Here is a 20,756-nt window from a genome sequence, read left to right as displayed (position 1 = left end):
AAATAATACTTTTGCGCCCGTTTGATCCTTTCAGCGCCCAGTGAAAGATCAATTTTTACAACCTACAAGTAAATTGTAATTGTTTGGTTATAAATTAAAGCCTTGAAAATAGTTAAATTATTTTTTATTGCTTGCCCTTTACTGCTGCTTTTATCTTGTGCTAAAGATAAAAAGGGAAGCATTGACGATTCCGAAATCCGGGAACGTTACTTTAACCTTGAAAAAATAGGTTGGAAATCCAAAGTCTACAATCAGAAAGTGGATAAAATCGACTTTACCGCAACCGAAGTACCCATTCAGTATTACCTGTTAAAAGACAAAGGAAATGAGAATTTAATTCTTGTCGATTCCCTCTATGAACAGAACAAACGCGAACGGGTTATCGAATTTACCTTCCAGCAGGAAAACGAAAAAGATATTTTAGATTCGGAAAATACCGGTATCTCCTATGAAGATGGCGTGAAATACATGTCGTTTTCGATTGAAAGAGATTTTATGGTCGTAGTCAATCAAAAAGATACCATTCCCTGTTCGGCAGCCTTATTCGAAAGAAGTTATAAAATCACACCCTATCAGAAAGTGATGCTGTTCTTTTCGAACATTGATCCCAATGCCAAAATTCAACTTATTTATAAAGATAACCTTTTTAAAAAAGGTACCCTGAAATTCCAGTTTAAAGATCCATTTACAGAAATAGCCTTATGATAAAGCAAATCCGAAACAGCAAGTTTACTAAAGTTGTCGCATGGTATTTAGCGTTGATGATTTTTGTCGAAATCACACAACCCATCCATATGTACGCTTTAACCAGTGGTCCGACACAACCCGAGTTTAATTCCTTTACACCTATAGGAACTTCGGATATGGTGGATCTGGCCAGTGGCGATTTTAATTATAATATCCCTATTATGGACGTAGGCGGATATCCGCTAAACTTATCCTATAATGCCGGAATCACAACCGATCAGGAAGCCTCGTGGGTAGGTCTTGGATGGAATTTAAACGTTGGACAAATCGAACGACAAGTACGTGGATTACCCGATGATTTTAGAGGTGATGAGGTTCGGTATGAAAATGATTTACGAGATAATATTACCGTTGGAACTTATTTTGGGTTTAATGCGGCCTATGCCGGTTACGATGCCTTTAAACCCGGAGTAGGGCTTGGGGTGCAATATAACAATTATGAAGGAATTACTTTTAAACCATCCTTCGGACTTAGCTTCCAGTTAAGTGAAAATGTAGCTGTAGGCTTAAATTTTACCGGTTCCGCTACAGAAGGAGCCAGTGTGAATCCTTCGGTTAGTATCTCGGCGAAATTAAAAGAAAAGTTTGATACGAATACAACTTCCGAAAGTTTAAAGGGTACCGGAACGATAGGTTTGGGATTCAGTAGCAGAAAAGGGGTGGAAAATCTAAACCTGTCTGCTAGTGTAAAGCGTATGAGTAATCTATATTCGAAAACGGAAAATGGAAAAACGACGGTCACTTCAAAAACAAAGGCAGCAGGAGCTTTAGGTGGAAGTGTTTCTTTTAATGATATGAGCTATACGCCGAGTAAACGGGTAGGTTTCGAAAATACAAATTTTACCTTTAACGGAGCTTTTGGTAGTGAATTCTTTTTAACGGAGTTCCAGGGACAAATATCGGGTTATGGATCGTATCAGAAAGTGGCTTCGCAATACCGCAATCGAAAAGAGAAAGCTTTCGGTTATGAAAATACGGAATACAAAAGAGCTCAGGCCGGTGTTTTGGACTTTAACCGCGAAAACGAAAGAACCGTTACCGAAAATACTACGGCTTTACCGGTTACAAACTATACCTACGATATCTATAATATTGACGGACAAGGTGTGTCGGGAATGTTCCGCCCATACCGTTCTCAGGTGAGTTATCTGTATAATGATAAGGTTACGGATTATGGCGAAGGAGCAAGTTTAGGAGCTGAATTTGGAGTTGGAAATATAGCGCACGCAGGTGTCGACTTTAAAGTGGCGCCTTCAACGAGTACTACAGGCGGATGGGTAAGCAATAATAACGTACTGCAATATTTTAATGAAAGCAGTACGGATACAAAAAAAATGGAATATGAACCGGTAACCTACAAACTGGTGGGAAGCACCGTTGTGGATCCGGAGCAAAGTATCTATCTTAATAAAATCCATAAGGAAAAAGCCTTGCGAATCGGATTAGACGGTGGAACCAAAAACCGGATGACAACCAATAAGTATTATGAAGGTTATAATGGCGTTTCCCATGTTATCGATTCGAAAATTAAAAGAACCAAACGTTATCTGAGAAATCAGCTGGTTCATAAAGTAACTGCCGAAGAAACGGCAGGCGATCCTTTTGTTATAAAAAACGACAGTGCCAAAGTGCACCATACCGCTGGAATTAAGGTGTTGCAAACCGATGGTTCTACTTATGTATATGGAAGAACAGCCTATAACATGAGAAAAGTGGAAGCTACGTTTGATGTTTCCGGCCAAACCGGAAATAACACAAACGGATTGGTGCCCTATAACGGTACAACCTCAGGGAATAATACCAGTCGAAGTGATAAATTCCTGAATAAAATTACAACGCCGCCGTATGCGCATAGTTATTTGATCACTTCGGTTTTATCGGCCGATTATGAAGATGTGGATGGCGATGGTCCTAGTCTTAACGATTTGGGAACGTTTACAAAATTTGATTATACTACGGTTCGTGATTATAAATGGCGAATTCCTTTCCAGGCGAATACGGCTACCTATAACGAAGGATTGATTTCACATAAGGACGATCAAAAAGGAACGTATCTCTACGGGATTAAAGAGTTGACCTATCTGGATAAAATCAGTACCAAAACACATGTGGCTTTCTTTGATCTGGAAAACCGAGATGATGCTGTAGGTGTTGCCGGAGAACAGGGCGGTGCCGGTGCCGGGCGAATGAAACGAATCAAATCCATCCGATTGTATTCCAGACCGGAAGTAACCAATGCATCGGGTGTTATTGTCGATCCGGGGATTAACAGCGCTATCAAGCCGATTAAAACAGCCCATTTTGACTATGACTATTCGTTGTGTAAAAACACGCCAAACTCATTGGCTCCGGGAAAAGGAAAGCTAACGTTGAAACGGGTGTTTTTTACCTACCGCGATTCCAACATGGGAAGATATACGCCTTATGTGTTCAATTACGGATTGGAAAAATCAAAAAACAAACCGAATAATTATACCATTACAAACGATCCAGTTAATAACCCGGACTACGACCCGAAAGGTTTTGATGTTTGGGGGAATTATAAAGTGAATCCGGTCGGAAGTGGGAATCTTAATTCAGCATTGTCCAATACCGAATATCCTTTTGTAGACCAGGGAAGTAAAGAAATAGCCGATAACAATACCGGAGCCTGGACGCTAAAATCGGTTCAGTTACCATCGGGTGGTGTAATTGCTATCGAAACGGAAAGCGACGATTATCAGTACGTTCAAAATAAAAGAGCGATGCAGATGTTTAAGGTTATTGGTGCTGGAAAGAAGTCGAACCCTGATTCTGGCGATATTAAAAATACCTTATACGATGAAAATGGGCATTACAAATATATCTATGTAAAACTTAATGCTGCTGATTCGATCAGTACAAAACAGCAATTTGTTGATAATTGTTTACGGGAAAATTTAGACAAAGCGATTCAGTTCCGTTTTCTGATGAACATGACGGCTAATGATTCGCAATATGAATATGTTTCCGGGTATTTCGAGATTGGAGATCCGGAACAAATAAATGTGGTTACTAATCCGAATCACGGTACTATAGCGGTTATTCCGTTAAAAATGTTAAACCGGGATGGTTCAAGTGGCCCTGAGAATGTAAATCCAATTGCTAAAACCGGTTGGGGTTTTGGTAGAACCTATTTAAACCGAATTGTATACAGTATCGGTGGCGATAATAGTAATACCAATTTTGTTTCTATCGTAAACGACCTGTTGGGTAGTATTGAATCCATTAGCAAAATTTTCGATGGACCGAACAAGGAATTGGAAAGAAAAGGTTGTGCCCGAATTTTTAAAACCGATAAATCCTGGATCCGACTTGAAAACAGTAAGGGAAGAAAACTGGGTGGCGGTCTTCGGGTGAAATCCATCCGTTTGAGCGACGAATGGGGATCGATGCTAAGTAGTAATCCATCCGGTGGAACCGACTTATCCAGTATGGAATATGGTCAGACGTATTCGTATGATGATGATGGTGATAGTAAAGGGAATAATAAAAAATCAAGTGGAATAGCGACATACGAGCCAAACGGAAGTGCCGAAAATGCCCTTTTAGAACCATTATATCCTAAAAGTGGTAGCTATGCGCAAAACATATCGGCACCAAGAGAAAATAATTATGTGGAAAAACCGTTCGGGGAAAACTTCTTCCCGGCACCACGGGTAACTTATTCGAAGGTAACGGTACAAAACCTGCCGCGAGAAGAGGGCAATAAAGAGGTTAAAAGACATGCCACCGGAAAAGTAGTCACCCGACATTATACCTCGTATGATTTCCCTACAAAAGTTGATTTTACCGATCCGGATGTAAAAAGTGATATACCGAGTCCGAATCAACTTATGGGCTTTGTTACGCAATTGGTCAGCTTTATGATGCGCAGCCACTTAACGATGTCACAGGGTTATTCGGTCGAAACCAACGATATGAATGGTAAAGTAAAATCGCAGGAGGTATATGCCGAAGGAAACAATCAACCGATTTCGAAAGTTGTTTATAAATATAATGTCGATGCAAACGGTAATCTGGATAATAACCTACAGACCATTAATAAAAATGGAGAGGTAAGAAAACAATTACTCGGCGTGGATTATGACATGATCAATGATTTTAACGAAAGCCGTTCCGAATCGGAATTAGCTGGTTTCGACGGAAATCTCGGAGCCTTTTTATTCACATTGTTCCCGGGATTTGTGCCGACAATACTTCCTAAATATTCGTATAATGAAAATTTATTGCGAACGGCTGTCACCACAAAACACGTTCATAAAACCGGAATACTGGTGGAGAAAATTGCCTATGATCTGGGATCAAGTGTTTCAACCAAAAACCTGGCGTGGGATGCGAGTTCCGGTGAGGTGATCCTGACGCAAACCACAAATGAATATAACGACCAATACTATGCCTTTACCTATCCGGCCTACTGGAAATACGACGGTATGGGATTGGCCAGTACCAATATTGGTATTGAAGGGCAATTAAAAATTCATCCGAATTTGACGGCTACTGTTGTAGGAGGTTCAAGTGCACCAACAGACAAACCGTATTTCTGGCTTGGTTTAGGATATGATGTAAACCAATATTTCCATTTGGGTGATGAGTTATATCTTAAAAACGCCACAACATTAGAGCCTGTTGAAGGAGAAATGCAGGCACTGGCCGCAGTTCCATCAACACCACTATTTGTCAACCGACTTTGGGTGGTTGGTTTTGCTTCTAATAATGGTAGTACCGGAATTCTTTTAATGGATAAAGATGGGAATTACTTTAACAAATGTTCGGCCTATAACGGTATTCCGTTTAAAATTATGCGTTCCGGATATCGAAATTTACAGGCGGCTTCGATGGCTTCTATTACATTGATGAAGAATCCGATTACGATTACAGATGCTGGGAATCAGATCGGATTTCTGGATCAGAGTGTTTTACAGTATGATGGCGCGTCAGGTACGAACCCGAGAATACTAAATGCCAGTGCCGTGGTGTATAACGATTACTGGAAACCACAATCGGAACATAATTTACCATATTATCCGGATCCTGCGACAAGTGGCGCTGTTGATGGGCAAGGGAACCCGAAATACCCTTATGCGGTACGGGTAAATCCGTACCTATGGAACATCAAAGGCGATTGGAGAGCTCAGGAATCGTATGCCTATTTAACGAGTAGAAATGCCGCAACGACTTCGGTAAACAATCCAAGAAATGAAGGTTTCTTTGCGAAGTTTGTACCTTTTTATATACTTGCCAATGGTGTATGGACGGCCAATACGACCAATTGGAAAAGTGCGAGTAGTATCACCTTATATAGCCCGTATGGAACCGAACTGGAAAATAAAGATGCTTTAAAACGATATAGCGCCGCGCAATATGGCTATAATTATACGTTGCCAATGGCAGTGGCTTCGAATTCAAAATATTCGGAAATGGGGTTTGATGGTTTCGAAGAAACACGCCGAACAAGTAGTATAAATCCACCGCATTTTAGTTTTAATGGGACTAATACAAACTATTCGACAAATCATTCGCACACCGGAAAGAGAAGTATCAAAGTAGCCACGGGTCAGTCGGTTAAATTAGTACGGGAAATGATTACCGCTCCGGCTTCTGTTCGCCAGGAGACTTGTCCGCCGCCGCCTAGTACGGATCCGGCAAATTGTGCCTATACATTTGAAATAGTAGGATCAGAAGGAAGTTGTTTAGGAGAAAACACAAAAAGAGTAAAGCTAACATTCCCGGCAGCTATTACAGCTACCGATATAATAGCCAGTTATATAGGTCCTAATTCCGATCCGATAGACATTACTAATATTACAGTAGATCCGAATAACAATCGAATAGTATATATCTGCGTGTCGGGATCATTCCCTAGTGGACCACCTCAGATTGGTCAGCAACCTCCATCGAACTCATTAGGAAGCTATAAAGAGTTAACGGTGAGTATGGGGAATACGACTTGTTGTGTACGTCTTCACTGTCATAATAGTGGAAATTTATATTATTATACTATAGCAGCAGATACTTGCACTAACTTTTAAATTACATTCAGATGATACGATATATTCTATTCTTTGTGCTATTGATAAGTGTAAAATTAAATGCACAGTATTCCGACTTTACGAATTCATTTCAACCCACTCCGGGTAAATATGTGGTAAGTGGATGGATCAAAGAAATTCATCCCACGCAACAATTGACCTATACAGGATCGATTAAAATAAGTCTGACCAATACGTCGGCGCCGTTGATGGCAACCCTACATCCGGTTGGCGAAATCATCGATGGCTGGCAGCTTATTGCCGGTGAGGTGGATATCGTTTTTCTTGAACCCGCGACCGTTCCGAGACTCGAAATAGAACTGGTTTGCTCGGATACTGCTACCGAATGTTATTTCGATGACATCCGTTTTCACCCGTATAACGGATCGATGAAAAGTTTTGTTTACGATGAACAAACCCAACGTTTGATGGCCGAACTGGATGAAAACAATTACGCCACCTTTTACGAATACGATCTGGAAGGCGGTTTAATCCGGGTTAAAAAAGAAACCGAAAAAGGAGTGTTTACCATACAGGAAACAAGAAGTAACAGTATTAAACAAAATTAAATGCTCATGAAAAAGACGCTACTATTCTATTTACTGTTCGTTATAGCACTTCCTTCTTTTTCGCAGGGAAAAAAAGCAGTGGAAGAACTGTTTGATAAGGTTGAAAAAAAATATAAATCCGAAAAAAGTTATTGTTATCAGTCCATCTATAATTTTTATAGCACGGCAACAGCTACCAAACCGATTGAGACCTATACCGGAACGATCTATAAAAATAATACGATCAACTACCAGCAGATTAAAGATAATGAGTTTGCCAGTTTCGGAGCGAATAATATTATGATCAACCATCAGGAGAAAATACTGCAAATCGGTAAAGTGGAAAACAACAATTCGCCCATTGCCTTGCAATCGTTTCTGAAATTGTTTCCGGACTACTCCTTAAAGCAGGATAAAACCTATTATATCTGTGAGCTAAAATCAGGAAAGTATTCTCAGGTGGCTATGGACCGATTGATCATCTATATCAATAAAGCGGATTACAGTCTGGCGAAACAGGAGTTTTATTTTGTTGGCGAAAAAGATTTTACAGTCAAGAATAAGAAGACAAAAATCAAAAATCCGAAACTGGAAGTACGCTACGGTAAGCATCCGAAATGCCCTGACATCAAACAACAGGATTTTTTCACGATTAAAGACAAAAAGTTTATCGTTACCGGTAAATTAAAAAATTATAAGGCTATAACATTATAAATAATATGAATACAGTATTAGGCAGGTTATTGATTAGTATTACCCTCTTTTTCTCCATTTTTGCTACGGCACAGGTTGAGGAAAAGGACTATCCTTTGGCTCCGATTCAACTAAACGGCTTTACACAGCTGGCTACGGTATTGGATCCCGAAGCCGGATGGGCCAATCAGCACAATAAAGACCCGTATTGCTATGCCCGTTTACGCGTAGACAATACGATGGCGCCGTACCAATGGTATGAATTTAAGGCAAAGTTTACGGTTACGCCACTTATGCCGGATGGTACCATAGACGAATCGGTTACGCCAAGAGAAGAAACGCTGGCGGTTTCCTATAGTCCGCATGGTGCGTCTGTTGTGAATACATTGTTTACAGACGTTAACTTTTTACAGGTTAAAAACCGATTTGGAATCAAAATCAGCCTGATTCCGGGTTCTGTTGAATATAAAGACATGGTCAACAATACCACGTCAAATTATATCCCTGAAAATATATTTTTAGATTTAGGGCTAAAGGTAAAACGCTATTATACGGTTTCCGATCAGTTACCTATTCCGATGGCAACCATAACGAATCAGTTGGATTCGTCTACCGGAGCAATGGTTCCGGGGTCGATTAAAATAGAATGGCAAAAAATTTCAGGGGCACTCGAATATGAATTGGAATGGACCTGGGTGGATTCGTATGCCGCGACCAATTTGACTGCTAATCTGGCAAAAAATACAATCAATTTTAGTGATCGTGATTTTGAATTAAACAATACCCGAATTAGTACCAAATCGAATTCCTACGAAATCCCCTTACTATATGCCAAAGGGTATTTGATTTATCGCGTTAGAGCTGTTGGTTTGCATCCTACTGTTTTTAAAGGGAAGTATTACGGTAAATGGAGTTCCGAAACGGGGGGTGCTAAAACCAAGGTTTCCGACTGGACTCATGTCGCTGAGTTATCCGAACACGAAAAAAGCAAAAACTGGCAATTACAGGTTAGTTATGCCGAAAACGGGAAAAAGAAAGAAGTGATCAGCTATTTCGACGGATCCTTGCGTAACCGACAAACGGTTACGAAAATCAATACCGATAAAAATGCAATTGTTGGGGAAGTAGTATACGATGCACAGGGAAGACCTGCTGTTGAGGTATTGCCAACTCCGACGAATGAGAATAGTATTCGTTATTTTAAAAACTACAATATGGCGCAAACCGGTACGCCGTATTCGTTCCGGGATTTTGATTTCGATGATAGTTCCGATCCGACAAATTGTAATATACAGATCAATAAAATGGATTTGGGATCGGGTGCGGCACGATATTATTCGGCCAATGGACTGATCGATTTTCCGAATAGTATCAATCAGAAATACGTTCCGGATGCCGAAAATCATCCTTTTTCACAGGTAGAATACACGCCGGATAATACCGGGCGTATTGCCCGAAAAGGAGGCGTTGGGGTTAACCATCAGTTAGGATCGGGACATGAGATGCGGTATTTGTATACGGTTCCAACGGATAAAGAACTAAACCGTTTGTTTGGTTATAGTGTTGGTGATGTATCACATTATAAAAAGAACATCGTGATTGATCCGAATGGTCAGGTATCGGTGAGTTATATCGATCCGCAGGGAAGAACAATTGCAACGGGATTATCCAATGATCCGAAGGACAATCTGGACAAATTAACCGATGCGGCAAACGATAATCCAGTACACGGTATGATGAACGATAATCTGCTAAGTCAGAACCGACTGGAGTCAACCGGTAATTTTCCGGGGAACGACGACCGCTATATCGTTTCGAAACAACTGGCTGTTGGAGGTGATAATGTTGCTTATGAATTTGATTATAATGTCAAGCAAACGCAGCAATTCACACCATCCAGTCCGTCAACGTGTACCCTACCAACCTATCCTTTTGTATATGATTTGGTGATCAAACTAAAAGACCAATGTCAGGTCGATAAGATCAATGTTGAAAAAATCAAATTGGGTGGTAGCGGAAGTGCTTTCCCATATCAGTCGAATCCAAGTGATTTTAATCAGGCGCTGGCTTCGGGTTCTTATGCGCTTTCAAAAGAACTGAAAGTCAATGCGGAACAACTCAATACGTATGCAACGGAATATATCAAAAAGTTAAAGGATAAAGACGATCCTTGTTACATCAATCCGAATCAGTTCTCTCCGAACATTTCATTGGATATGTGTAATATGGATTGTACCAGCTGTACGGCAGCATTGGGCACGCAATCCAATTATATTCTGAATGCGTTAAGTACGTTTTTCAGTGTTCCGGTAAGTACGTTTAGTTTACCGTCAACACTTACACCGCCGATTGTGGTAACGATTACCGGTAATTCGGGTATCGATCAGAGTCAGGCCAATGGTCTTGCCAATCGTTTTTTCAGAGAATGGCAATTATTAAAACAGGAGTGTGTGCAATTGTGTACGCCGGAAGCGCTTTATGATTCCAGTTGTACAGTTAATGAGCAAACCTTATTGAGTGATGTTAGTCCTTTGGGACAATACGGAAATCCAAATGGAACCATTACCAATGAAGCAGGACAGCAAGTGCCCAATCCGGATTTTGAACTAAGTGTTTTTAATCCGCAGAGCAAATTATATGCAAATGGAACCGTAACGGGGCATCACTGGAAAAATCCAACGACGCCTTATAAAGATATCGATGGCAATGATGCTTTTGTTAATGTTGTAGTAAATGCAAACGGAACGACTACGCCAGCATCCACAGGACAAGTGCTTTCGGCAACCATTAACGGTGAGAACGTTCGTAGAGTACGACCGCAACAGTTGGTTAATTATAACGACTTCGTTGAGGCTTTTGGTCCCGGTTGGGCAAAGTCATTAATTGCCTACCACCCGGAATACAATTACCTGGTGTACAACAAGGAGATTTGTAATCTGACGAAAAGCAACGGGACAACTTCATTAAACTCGGATGCCTACGATAGTTATCTGCAAAGCGTAACCACGTTTAATGATGCCGTGAGTAAAGGTTTAATTGGAAGTACGCTTGCAGCGAATAGCGGTATTTATACATTAGATCCGTATTTTCAACAATTGCCAGCCAATTTTGAAAGTGCGGCGCTATACGGTTACCGAATCGGCATTATGCAGGAAGCGATCAATTCCGATTATATGGTACATGACGACCCAGCGACAGTCGTGAAATTATATGAGGCCGCTTTACAGATGGTTTACTGTAATCCATTGGTGCAGTGTACTCCTCCAACGTCTATTTCTGCCTTAACACAAGATCAAAAAGATCAGTTTTGGAAAACATACAGAAGTCTTTATTTAGGTTTAAAATCAAAAATAAAGCACGTTTTTAGTAATATTTATGCGATCGAAAAAGGTACGTATAACGGTTGTATTGGCGGTGTATTGAATTATTCGGTTACGAATGTACTAACGGATAATTTCTCTCAGAAAACCAGTTTGTTTAATTATATCAATAGTATAGCGGTAACGTCACTTTGCGGTAGCACTAGCGGTATTTTATATAAAGAAAAAGCAAAACGTTTTATTCCGGTAGATTTTGGATATGATTCCGGTATGGATCCGTTGACAGCCTTAAATCAGTTACAGGCACAAAACGATTACGAATATTACGCGCAAACCGGAAATTGTCCGTTACTTTTTGATTTTGATTATTTCTTAAACGGTTTCTTTAAAGATGCCGCATTTAGCAGTGTGAATATTACAGCAATGTCCAGCCGACCTTTTACCGGGCAGTATGTAACCCCTGATTTAATTAAAGCCTTAGGATCGACAACTGTGCCGTTAAATTCATTAAACATTAGTACGGCAACGGCAAGTAACACACTTACAATTAACTTTAGCGCTAGTCCGTCGCAACCGTTTTGCGGGACTACGGTTAAAGTAGAGTCATCGACATACACCTGGGCGAATTACAATACCACCTGGAAAATCACGAAGATCAAACAATTCTATTACGATCAAATAGCTTCCGTACCGGAAAATAAAGTGTTTGCTTATAGAGCAGTGGCGGAAATTTTAGTAAATGGAGCCACAAAAGAAGTGGTCCTTTACGGAACGACCTGTGCGGCTATCGGAGCGTGTAGTACCGATCATAATAATCAGGTTGGTCAGGTACTGGATCCTAATGACGCAGCATCTGAAAGTGGACATAATTGTAGTGTAAGAAACAAATTTCGTCAGGCTTTTGTAACGTTTATTAATGCGTTAAAACAATCAGGAGAATTACAAAGTACAACGCCTGTTAGCTTAGAAAACATACCGTCGTATAAAAATTCATATCTGGCTACTTTCTTTAATGAACCAACCAATTCGCCGATTCAGACAACGTGGATTAGTGGACAATATGGATATGGTATGTCTCGCGGAGGAGAAACGATATTTTCTTTAGATCAAACGGTAAATCTTTCTACAGTAAGTGGTTTGTTTCCATTTAGTAATGTTACGATTGTAGGAAATGGTTCCATCGATATTTTTACCTTTCACTATCCAACAACATCAGGATCTATTGGGAAAATAACGGCACGGGCAAAACCGAACCTTAATTATATTGACAGGGACTGTACCGTATGTATTCCACAAACGGTTACTCCGGTTGCCTGTGATGCTAAAAAAGCCGATTTCTTAGACTTTATACTTCACGGAGGACCCAATAATGGTCCGCGTATTACGGGGTATACCATTGAAGTTGGTGAGTTTGACAATTTCTGTACAAGCAATTTACAGTATCTTGTTGATAGCTATATATATTACTGTAATCAGTTGGCCGTTACGTCATCGTACGACTATAATTTCAGAACAATTGCAGAGTTCGGAAATACCTATTTGCATTACGGGTATAACGTGGATGAGGTTCATAATATCTTTAGAGTTATTGATGCCTATAAAGCCTATTATACGATTAATGCCAACAATCCCGATCGTTTAAACTGGAACAACTGGGTAAATACGGATTATCGTGCTGCCAATCCGGGGATATGTCCTCCGGTGACGATGAGTGTCGTTTCTCCAAATGTGCCGGTTGATACTGACGGTACCTGTACGCATTTAATCAAAAATTTAAATGAGACCTATCAGCAGGAAGCCTATGAGAATTATCTGGAATCGTTGCGTAAAAAATTCATAAAAGAATACATTACAAAAGCAATGGCAACGGTTCAGGAGAAATTTGATATGAACTATTTTGATAAAGAATATCAATATACCTTATACTATTATGATCAGGCCGGGAACTTAACGCAAACCGTAGCTCCGGAAGGCGTAAAACGATTTACACCGAGCGAGATCAATTCCAAAAATGCGTCGATCAATACGTATAGAAACAGCTTTGATCCATTAACACCAGCCCCTGAAAATACGGCTTTACAGCCACAGCATACATTTAAAACGCAGTATCGTTACAATACGTTAAACCAATTGGTTTGGCAAAAAACACCGGATGGTGGTGAAACGCGTTTTGCATACGATGATTTGGGACGAATAATTGCGTCTCAAAATGAAAAACAATACAATCTATATAACACAGTCAGAGGATTTAGCTATACAGAATATGACAATTTGGGACGGATTATTGAAGCCGGTCAGATTTTTGTTGGCGCGCAACCGGATCAATATGGGAGTGCCTATTTTATCTCTGATGAAGGGCGATTAATACGTTCCTTTCTTAACAATAGTGTAGTAACGAACCAGACAGCCAATCGTTTTGATGGCATAGGATTTTCGAAAATGGAAGCTGTCCGTACGGTTTATGGGGAAGATCCTATGCTGGAAATGTATCCGGATGAAAAAAGAGCTTCTGATTTCTTCTATTCCAATTACAATCCACAAACGAGTAGAAATCGTGTTACCGGAATATTTTATTATGACGAGTTTTCTCCGGATGGAGAATTGGATTATCAAAATGCGATCTTATATAACTACGATATACACGGTAACGTAAAAGAAATGGTTACTTATATTGTGGCATTAAAAGATTACAGCTGTGATCCAAATGTAATCGCCGATACGAATTTAGCCCTTAAAAACGACTGTGAATTACATATTAAACGTGTGATCTACGATTACGATCTGATCAGTGGTAATGTAAACACGGTTACGCATCAGCCAAATAAAACCGATCAGTTTATCCATAAATACGAATACGATGCCGATAATCGTATTGTTAATGTTAAAACATCACCGGATGGTATCGTTTGGGAGAATGATGCCAACTATCAATACTATGCGCATGGTCCGTTGGCACGTGTGGAGTTAGGGGATAAAAAAGTACAAGGTATCGATTATGCCTACACCTTACAGGGATGGTTAAAAGCGGTAAACGGAGAAAATCTGACGACACCGGAAAATGATATGGGACAGGATGGAATGGCAGCCCGATTGAATACCAATAAAGATGCGTTTGGTTATTCGCTTAACTATTTTGACGGCGACTATAAAGCCATTACAACAGACGATACAGGAGACGAAAATTTCAAACCGTTGATGTTTAGCCGTAATGGAAATCTTGCTGCCAATACTAGAAATCTGTTCAATGGAAACATCAAACAGATGACTACGGCTATCCGTACGAATAGAGAAGCCTTATTGGATGTGCAGAAGAATAGCTATACCTATGATCAGTTAAACCGTATTACCGGGATGACATCTGCTGCGATAAAACCGGATGCTCTTGGAGTGGCCGATGTGAATAACGAAAGTTATAGTTCCAGTTATACGTATGATCGAAATGGAAACCTGAAAACACTACTCAGAACCGCTCCGGATCAGAATGGTGCTTTCCGAAAAATGGATGAATTAGTATACCATTATTTACCGGGTGATAACAAGCTTCGCTTAGTAGAAGATAAAGCAGGTTTCTCCGGATTGGCAACTAACGAACTGGGGGATCAGATACAGCAATTGGCTACTTTAGGAATTGTGTATAACATCAATAACCTGAATACGCATAATTATATTTATGATCAGATTGGCCAACTTGTTGAAGATAAAACCGAAGGGTTAAAAATTGACTGGCGTGCCGATGGTAAGGTTAAAAGAATTGAAAAGTTTAAAAATAATGCACAAACGATTATCTATTTCGAATATGACGGTTTAGGAAACCGAATTTCGAAAAGTGTTTATGATGGTTCCTTTGGCGATCCGGTTACCAACTCCGATTACTATTCCAGAGATGCGCAGGGGAATGTATTGGCCGTGTATAAAGATGTCCAGATTTCAAACAGAAATGGTTATAACAGAAATTATTCTATAAAAGAACACCATATTTTTGGTAGCAGCCGATTGGGATTGGAAGACAAATTGGTTGGCTTGTATAAATACAAAAAACCGGAAATTGGTGGAGGGCCGTTGGGAATGACAGCTCAGGCTAGTGCTATGGCGGCTACAACCAGCATACCGAGTGTGCCGTTAAGTGTTTCCGATTTAAAGATTTATTCCTTACGGGTAACGCCAACAACTAATGCGACGTGGAACGAACCGTATTTATATGGGGTTAATCCTAATTTTAATGAATTTAATTTCAAAACTAAATTCAAAGTTGATCAAACTACAACACCAGCGCCTTCCACGTTAATCGGTCAGGTTGAGGTAATGGGACAGGGTACGTATATCGATGATAACAAAACGATTGTCCGACCACCGTTAAATGTGATGCCAAACCTTAATATTGAAGCCGATGGAACGATTACCCGAACTTTAGCTGGCGATAGTTGGGGAGATGTAGGTGGTTCGTCACCCTATCTTTTAACAGGCGACGGTTATGTGGAAAGAACCGTAAAAGGGACTTTGGCATCCAATGACTATGTGATGTTGGGATTGTCGTATTCCGATCCGAACATAAATTTTAATACGATTAACTATTCGCTCTATACCGCTGCGGGAGGTATATTGTATGCTTACGAAAATGGGCTACGTTATACATTACCAATTGGTGGTGATGTTTATGCGGTTGGCGATAAGTTAAGAGTCGAAAGAAAAGAAGGTAAAATCAAGTATTTTAGAAATGAAACCCTGGTAAGAGAAATTACCGAATCACAACCGGGACAACCGATGTTGGTCGACTTTGCGATGTATAGAGGTCAAACTAAAATCTATGATTTAAAAGTAGTAAAATACAATAAATCCACTACGATTATAAAAAATCCGGAAATTGTAAATGCCCAAAATATTGCAATTAACAGTAATGGAACCATAGTTAGAACACTCGATGGACCAAATACCTGGACGGCAGGTGGCGCTACACCAAATCTTGTAACCGGTAATGGTTATGTAGAAAGAACGATAAAAGGAACCATGACGGAAAATGGCTATATCTTGTTAGGGCTATCCTATAACGATACGAATGTGCATTATAGTACGATTAATTATGCCTTGTATACCACACAAAACCTGTTATTAGCCTACGAAAACGGAACCGAAATTGCATTACCGACAGGTTCTAACAGTTATACCATTGGAGATGTATTACGGGTAGAACGATTAAACGGAAAGATCAGGTATTTTAAGAATAGTATTTTATTAAGAGAAGTAGCAGAAGCAAATCCTGGTCAGCCAATGCTGGGAGACTTTTCGATCTATAAATATCAGGGTAAAATTTATGACCTGAAGATTGTAAAATATAATGGTACTCCGTATATCGATGCTAACGAAACGATCACGAAACCGCAATTGTACAACACCCAGAATATTACGGTGGATGCGGCCGGAAAAATTACGAAAACCAGTGCGCCTACATGGGATGCTATTGGAGCAACGGCCAATATTCTAACCGGTAATGGTTATGTAGAGCGAACCATTGGCGGAACGCTGGATTCGAATTATAATGTATTCCTGGGATTGTCGTATACCGATACTCCGGGTGCAACAGGGTCAGGATCGGTCAATACGATTAAATATGCGATATACTCGTATAACGATGGTAGACTATTGGGCTATAAAGACGGTACGAATAATCCGTTTACAGGTTATTATCCTTCGGGAGCCGATCGTTATGCTATTGGAGATGTGGTTCGAATTGAACGGATGAACGGTAAAATCCGTTTCTATAAAAATGGAATGATTTTACATACCTATACCGAAGACGGACCGGATGCCGGTAAACCAATGGTGGCGGACTTCCTGATGTGTTTCCAGAATACGAGTATCTATAATCTAAAAGTAGTCAATTATGATGCGGTACCGCTACAGGAAAACCAATATGCGATCACCAAACCGCCATTAACCGCCTCACAAAATATAAATGTTGATGCGAATGGAAAAATTACCAAAACGATTCCGCTGGCCTGGGATACGGGAGGCGAAACGGCCAAAATGCTGGTAGCTAATGGTTATGTAGAGCGAACGATTGGCGGGACCTTGGAATCGAATTATAGGGTGATGTTAGGATTGTCCTACCAACCGAGTACAAATGTTGCAAACTATATCAATATTAATTATGGCTTGCTTAGTTATTCGGATGGTAAGCTTCGAGCGTATGAAAATGGTAACCTTCAACAACTATCGGCATCATTTCCAGCGGAGACTATTATGTTCAAAGTAGGAGATGTGTTTAGAGTAGAACGTCTAAACGGCAAAATTAAATTCTATAATAATGGTATTCTACTACATACATTGAATGAGCCCGCTGCAAATGCCGGTCAGCCAATGTTAGTAGGTTTCACAATGGGAGATATGGATTCTGTTATCTACAACCTGAAAGTGGTCAACTATGTGATGCCGCAGCAAATTAAGGAAGGCGATGTAAAAACCGGACTTAAATTCTATGTGGACTATGCAAACAATAAATTCAGTCCTAAGGTGTTATTGGCGAAGGAAGTATTCCTAAACGGAACCAATTCCCGAAAAGAGTATAAAGTACTAAACCTTCCAAATGCGATCATCACGCCTCAGGAGATGACCGAAAAAGGAATGGAAATTGACTATAGCGGACAGATAACACAGCTTTTAGGTAGTGATACCAGTTTAACGGGTACGCTAACACTAAATGGAACGCCTTATCCGTTTACGGTAAGCCCGGTTGTTTCGTCCGGCGCGTATATACAGGAAAGACCGTATTCTAAACTGGAGCCCGGAGCATACGACATTTGTGGGGTAAACTATAATTTTGGAAGTCCTGTAAATGCCTTAACTCGTGAGTTTGATTTTAACAATAACGTAGGTGCGGGATTAAACAATCCGCCGGTTTCCACATTTGGAAATATTACGATGACGGTTACGCCGGGTACGGTTCGGGTGTTAGGGCCGTGTTTGATGGATACCGATGGCGACGGATTGTATGATATCTATGAAGATGTAAACAACGATAACAACCTGGCCAACGATGATACCGACGGTGATGGTATTCCAAACTATTTGGATCTGGACGACGATGGCGACGGTTATGCAACCTGGGAAGCTATTGAAGGAGCCGATCCGAACGGAGATCACAATCCATCCGATGCCATTGATACCGATGGTGACGGAATTCCGGATTATTTAGATAAGACCAATGGAAATTATCCGCATAACGGACTGATCGCCTATAAAAAATATGTAAATTTGACCGGCGACAAACGTTACGAGCTATCCAATCATTTGAGTAATGTCTTGGTGGTGATCAACGATAAAAAGATACCGGAGTTTGAAAAAGAAGATACTCCAAGTAGTGGTTTAGTTGCCTTTAATGCCGACGTTCTTAGTTATTCGGATTATTATCCGTTTGGAATGCTCCAGGAAGCGAGACATGGTTCCAAAGCGAATTATCGTTATGGGTTCCAGGGACAGGAAATGGATAATGAAATTAAAGGTGAAGGGAATTCCCTAAACTATACCTTTAGAATGCATGATCCTAGAGTGGGACGTTTCTTTGCAACGGATCCACTTGTAAATAAATATCCTTGGTATTCACCTTATCAGTTTGCAGGAAATAAAGTAATACAACATGTCGAACTTGAGGGACTTGAAGAAGGTATAAGACTTCCTGTAGATGGAAGTATGAACTTAGAAGCTTTAGCTACTGACCAGTCTACAGAGGGTAAAATTTTAAGGGCAACACTTAATGGTGTTCATAATTTACTAAGTCCTAGTTGGTGGGGTGGTCAAGCAAAACATTTGGTTGTACAAACATGGAAATGGAATGGAGGTTCTGGGCCTCAAGGAAGAGAAGAAGCAACTCAAGAATTAATAAAGAGCTCAGAATATATTACCAAAATAATTCAAGAACGAGATATTGAAAAAATAACGCAATTTACTGTTGAATTTGCTGGAGCTTCTATTATTCTGAAAAGAGCTTTTAAAGCACCTCTTCTAAATAAGTCAAGCCAATTGGCAAGAGAAGCTGTTTATAATTATGCTAAAGAAGTGGTTTCTGAAAGAAGTGTTAGAAACTTGCCAAGGTCATTATCTGTTGTTTATGATAAGGTTACTAAGAAGTATTATTATGGTGAGAGTAAAGGGATAAAACCAGGTGAAAAATTGACACCTGAACTCAAGAAAATTATGCCGGATGAGAGTAAAGAGATATGGGCAGTTGAGAATTGTTCAGAATGTCATGCTCTTAACAATGCTTTTAAAGATGGTGCTAAAACACAAAATTTAGAAATACATACAGTTAAATTAGATAAGCCAAGTAAGGGAGGTAGTGTTACTGATTTTCCACCATGTAAGAATTGTGAAATAACAACTAAGAATATTAATAATACAACAAACAAATAATGATAATAAATGAAAAATGAATTTAAGATAATTTCTATAAGGGGTAGGTTGGCCTTTGGTTTAATTTTTTTTGAAGAACTTTTAAAAAAATATAATGTTGAGTTATTGACCAATAAGTTTTTAAATGATTTTGTTGAAAAATTATGGGAAGTATGTAGTGGTAGTAATCTTGAAAGTATAGAAGAATTTGTAAATGAAGTTGCGCCTTATTCTATTTTAGATGACAGTCCTAATAATGATTTTAATGAATACGATTTTCTTTCATTCGAAGAAGCTAATGATTTAAGAAGATTTTATTTAACTCTTCCACAAGATATTGTCTCAGCTATGAATTTTTTAACTGAAATAGCTTTTGGTAATTTATATGGTAACACTGGTTCGTATAGTTCAATTACATACAATGGGTTGGTTAATCTACTTGCAATTTATAAACACAATGGTATAAGTTTTAAAGATTCAGAATTAAAAGTAAAATCAAGCTTTGAAGAGTTAAATGGCTGGGGAGATCCTCGTCCTAAAGATATATGGAAAGAGATGTGTGAAATGTAGAGGTAAACCCGATCGCGCGGATTTGCAATCCGTGCTTACAATAAATAAACTAAAAGCCCTAATCTTATAGTTAGGGCTTTTTTTGCTAAAAAGAGCGTGAGTTAATGATTTGTCAATGGCTATTTTGGAACTACAATTTATATGATCAAAAAAAGTACAGATCTAAAAGTTGTAGTTTTTAGAATAAATGTAAAAGAATAAATAAAGTGTTTGGCGGCTTATTTAAGGTTTATTCCCGAACGTTCTGTGTGATGGTTGAGGTTGGCTTGATTTTGCGTTTGTTCTTTCAATATAGAAGGGGAGTTGTGTTGTTGGGGAGTGTATGAAAATACAAACAGATATAAAACAAAAAAAGCTCCAAACATAGTTTGAAGCTTTTGTACTCAAGGCGGGACTTGAACCCGCACGAACATTACTGTTCACTGGATTTTAAGTCCAGCGTGTCT

6 protein-coding genes are annotated in these 20,756 nt (G+C 39.6%); all 6 read left to right on the top strand.

What is annotated here, in order from left to right:
• Positions 1-102: 102 nt before the first annotated feature.
• The 6 genes from Q1R07_RS07150 to Q1R07_RS07125 are packed head-to-tail and all read left to right on the top strand — an operon-like array spanning position 103 to position 20,310.
• Entirely contained in the window at positions 103-705 is a 603-nt protein-coding gene (locus tag Q1R07_RS07150; RefSeq protein ID WP_300487865.1) for a hypothetical protein, read from the top strand.
• A complete protein-coding gene (locus Q1R07_RS07145) occupies positions 702-6,797 on the top strand; it encodes a hypothetical protein (protein WP_300487862.1) in 6,096 nt (2,031 codons plus the stop codon). The genes Q1R07_RS07150 and Q1R07_RS07145 overlap by 4 nt, the downstream gene beginning before the upstream one ends.
• A gap of 11 nt (positions 6,798-6,808) precedes the next feature.
• Positions 6,809-7,366: a hypothetical protein gene (locus Q1R07_RS07140; RefSeq protein ID WP_300487860.1), complete on the top strand. Its 558-nt coding sequence runs from the start codon at positions 6,809-6,811 to the stop codon at positions 7,364-7,366.
• 6 nt (positions 7,367-7,372) lie between these two features.
• Complete coding sequence (locus Q1R07_RS07135) at positions 7,373-8,059, top strand: hypothetical protein (protein ID WP_300487857.1); 687 nt, start codon at positions 7,373-7,375, stop codon at positions 8,057-8,059.
• Between the two features lie 5 nt (positions 8,060-8,064).
• The gene (locus tag Q1R07_RS07130; RefSeq protein WP_300487854.1) at positions 8,065-19,761 is read left to right on the top strand and encodes an RHS repeat-associated core domain-containing protein; all 11,697 of its coding nucleotides are present in this window, start codon (positions 8,065-8,067) and stop codon (positions 19,759-19,761) included.
• A 9-nt stretch (positions 19,762-19,770) separates the two neighbouring features.
• On the top strand, positions 19,771-20,310 hold the full coding sequence (locus tag Q1R07_RS07125) for a hypothetical protein (protein ID WP_300487851.1): 540 nt from the start codon (positions 19,771-19,773) through the stop codon (positions 20,308-20,310).
• Positions 20,311-20,756 lie beyond the last annotated feature (446 nt).

Origin of the sequence: Flavobacterium sp. (assembly GCF_030146175.1) — a bacterium.
Classification (GTDB): domain Bacteria; phylum Bacteroidota; class Bacteroidia; order Flavobacteriales; family Flavobacteriaceae; genus Flavobacterium.
The sequence above is the reverse complement of the archived record's forward strand: the minus strand, read 5'-3'. Positions and strand labels throughout refer to the sequence as shown.

Bases quoted from the DNA above. Each gene is read 5' to 3' on its own strand.
- Q1R07_RS07130 (WP_300487854.1), top strand. From the start codon at position 8,065: ATGAATACAGTATTAGGCAGGTTATTGATTAGTATTACCCTCTTTTTC.
- Q1R07_RS07140 (WP_300487860.1), top strand. From the start codon at position 6,809: ATGATACGATATATTCTATTCTTTGTGCTATTGATAAGTGTAAAATTA.
- Q1R07_RS07145 (WP_300487862.1), top strand. From the start codon at position 702: ATGATAAAGCAAATCCGAAACAGCAAGTTTACTAAAGTTGTCGCATGG.
- Q1R07_RS07125 (WP_300487851.1), top strand. From the start codon at position 19,771: ATGAAAAATGAATTTAAGATAATTTCTATAAGGGGTAGGTTGGCCTTT.
- Q1R07_RS07135 (WP_300487857.1), top strand. From the start codon at position 7,373: ATGAAAAAGACGCTACTATTCTATTTACTGTTCGTTATAGCACTTCCT.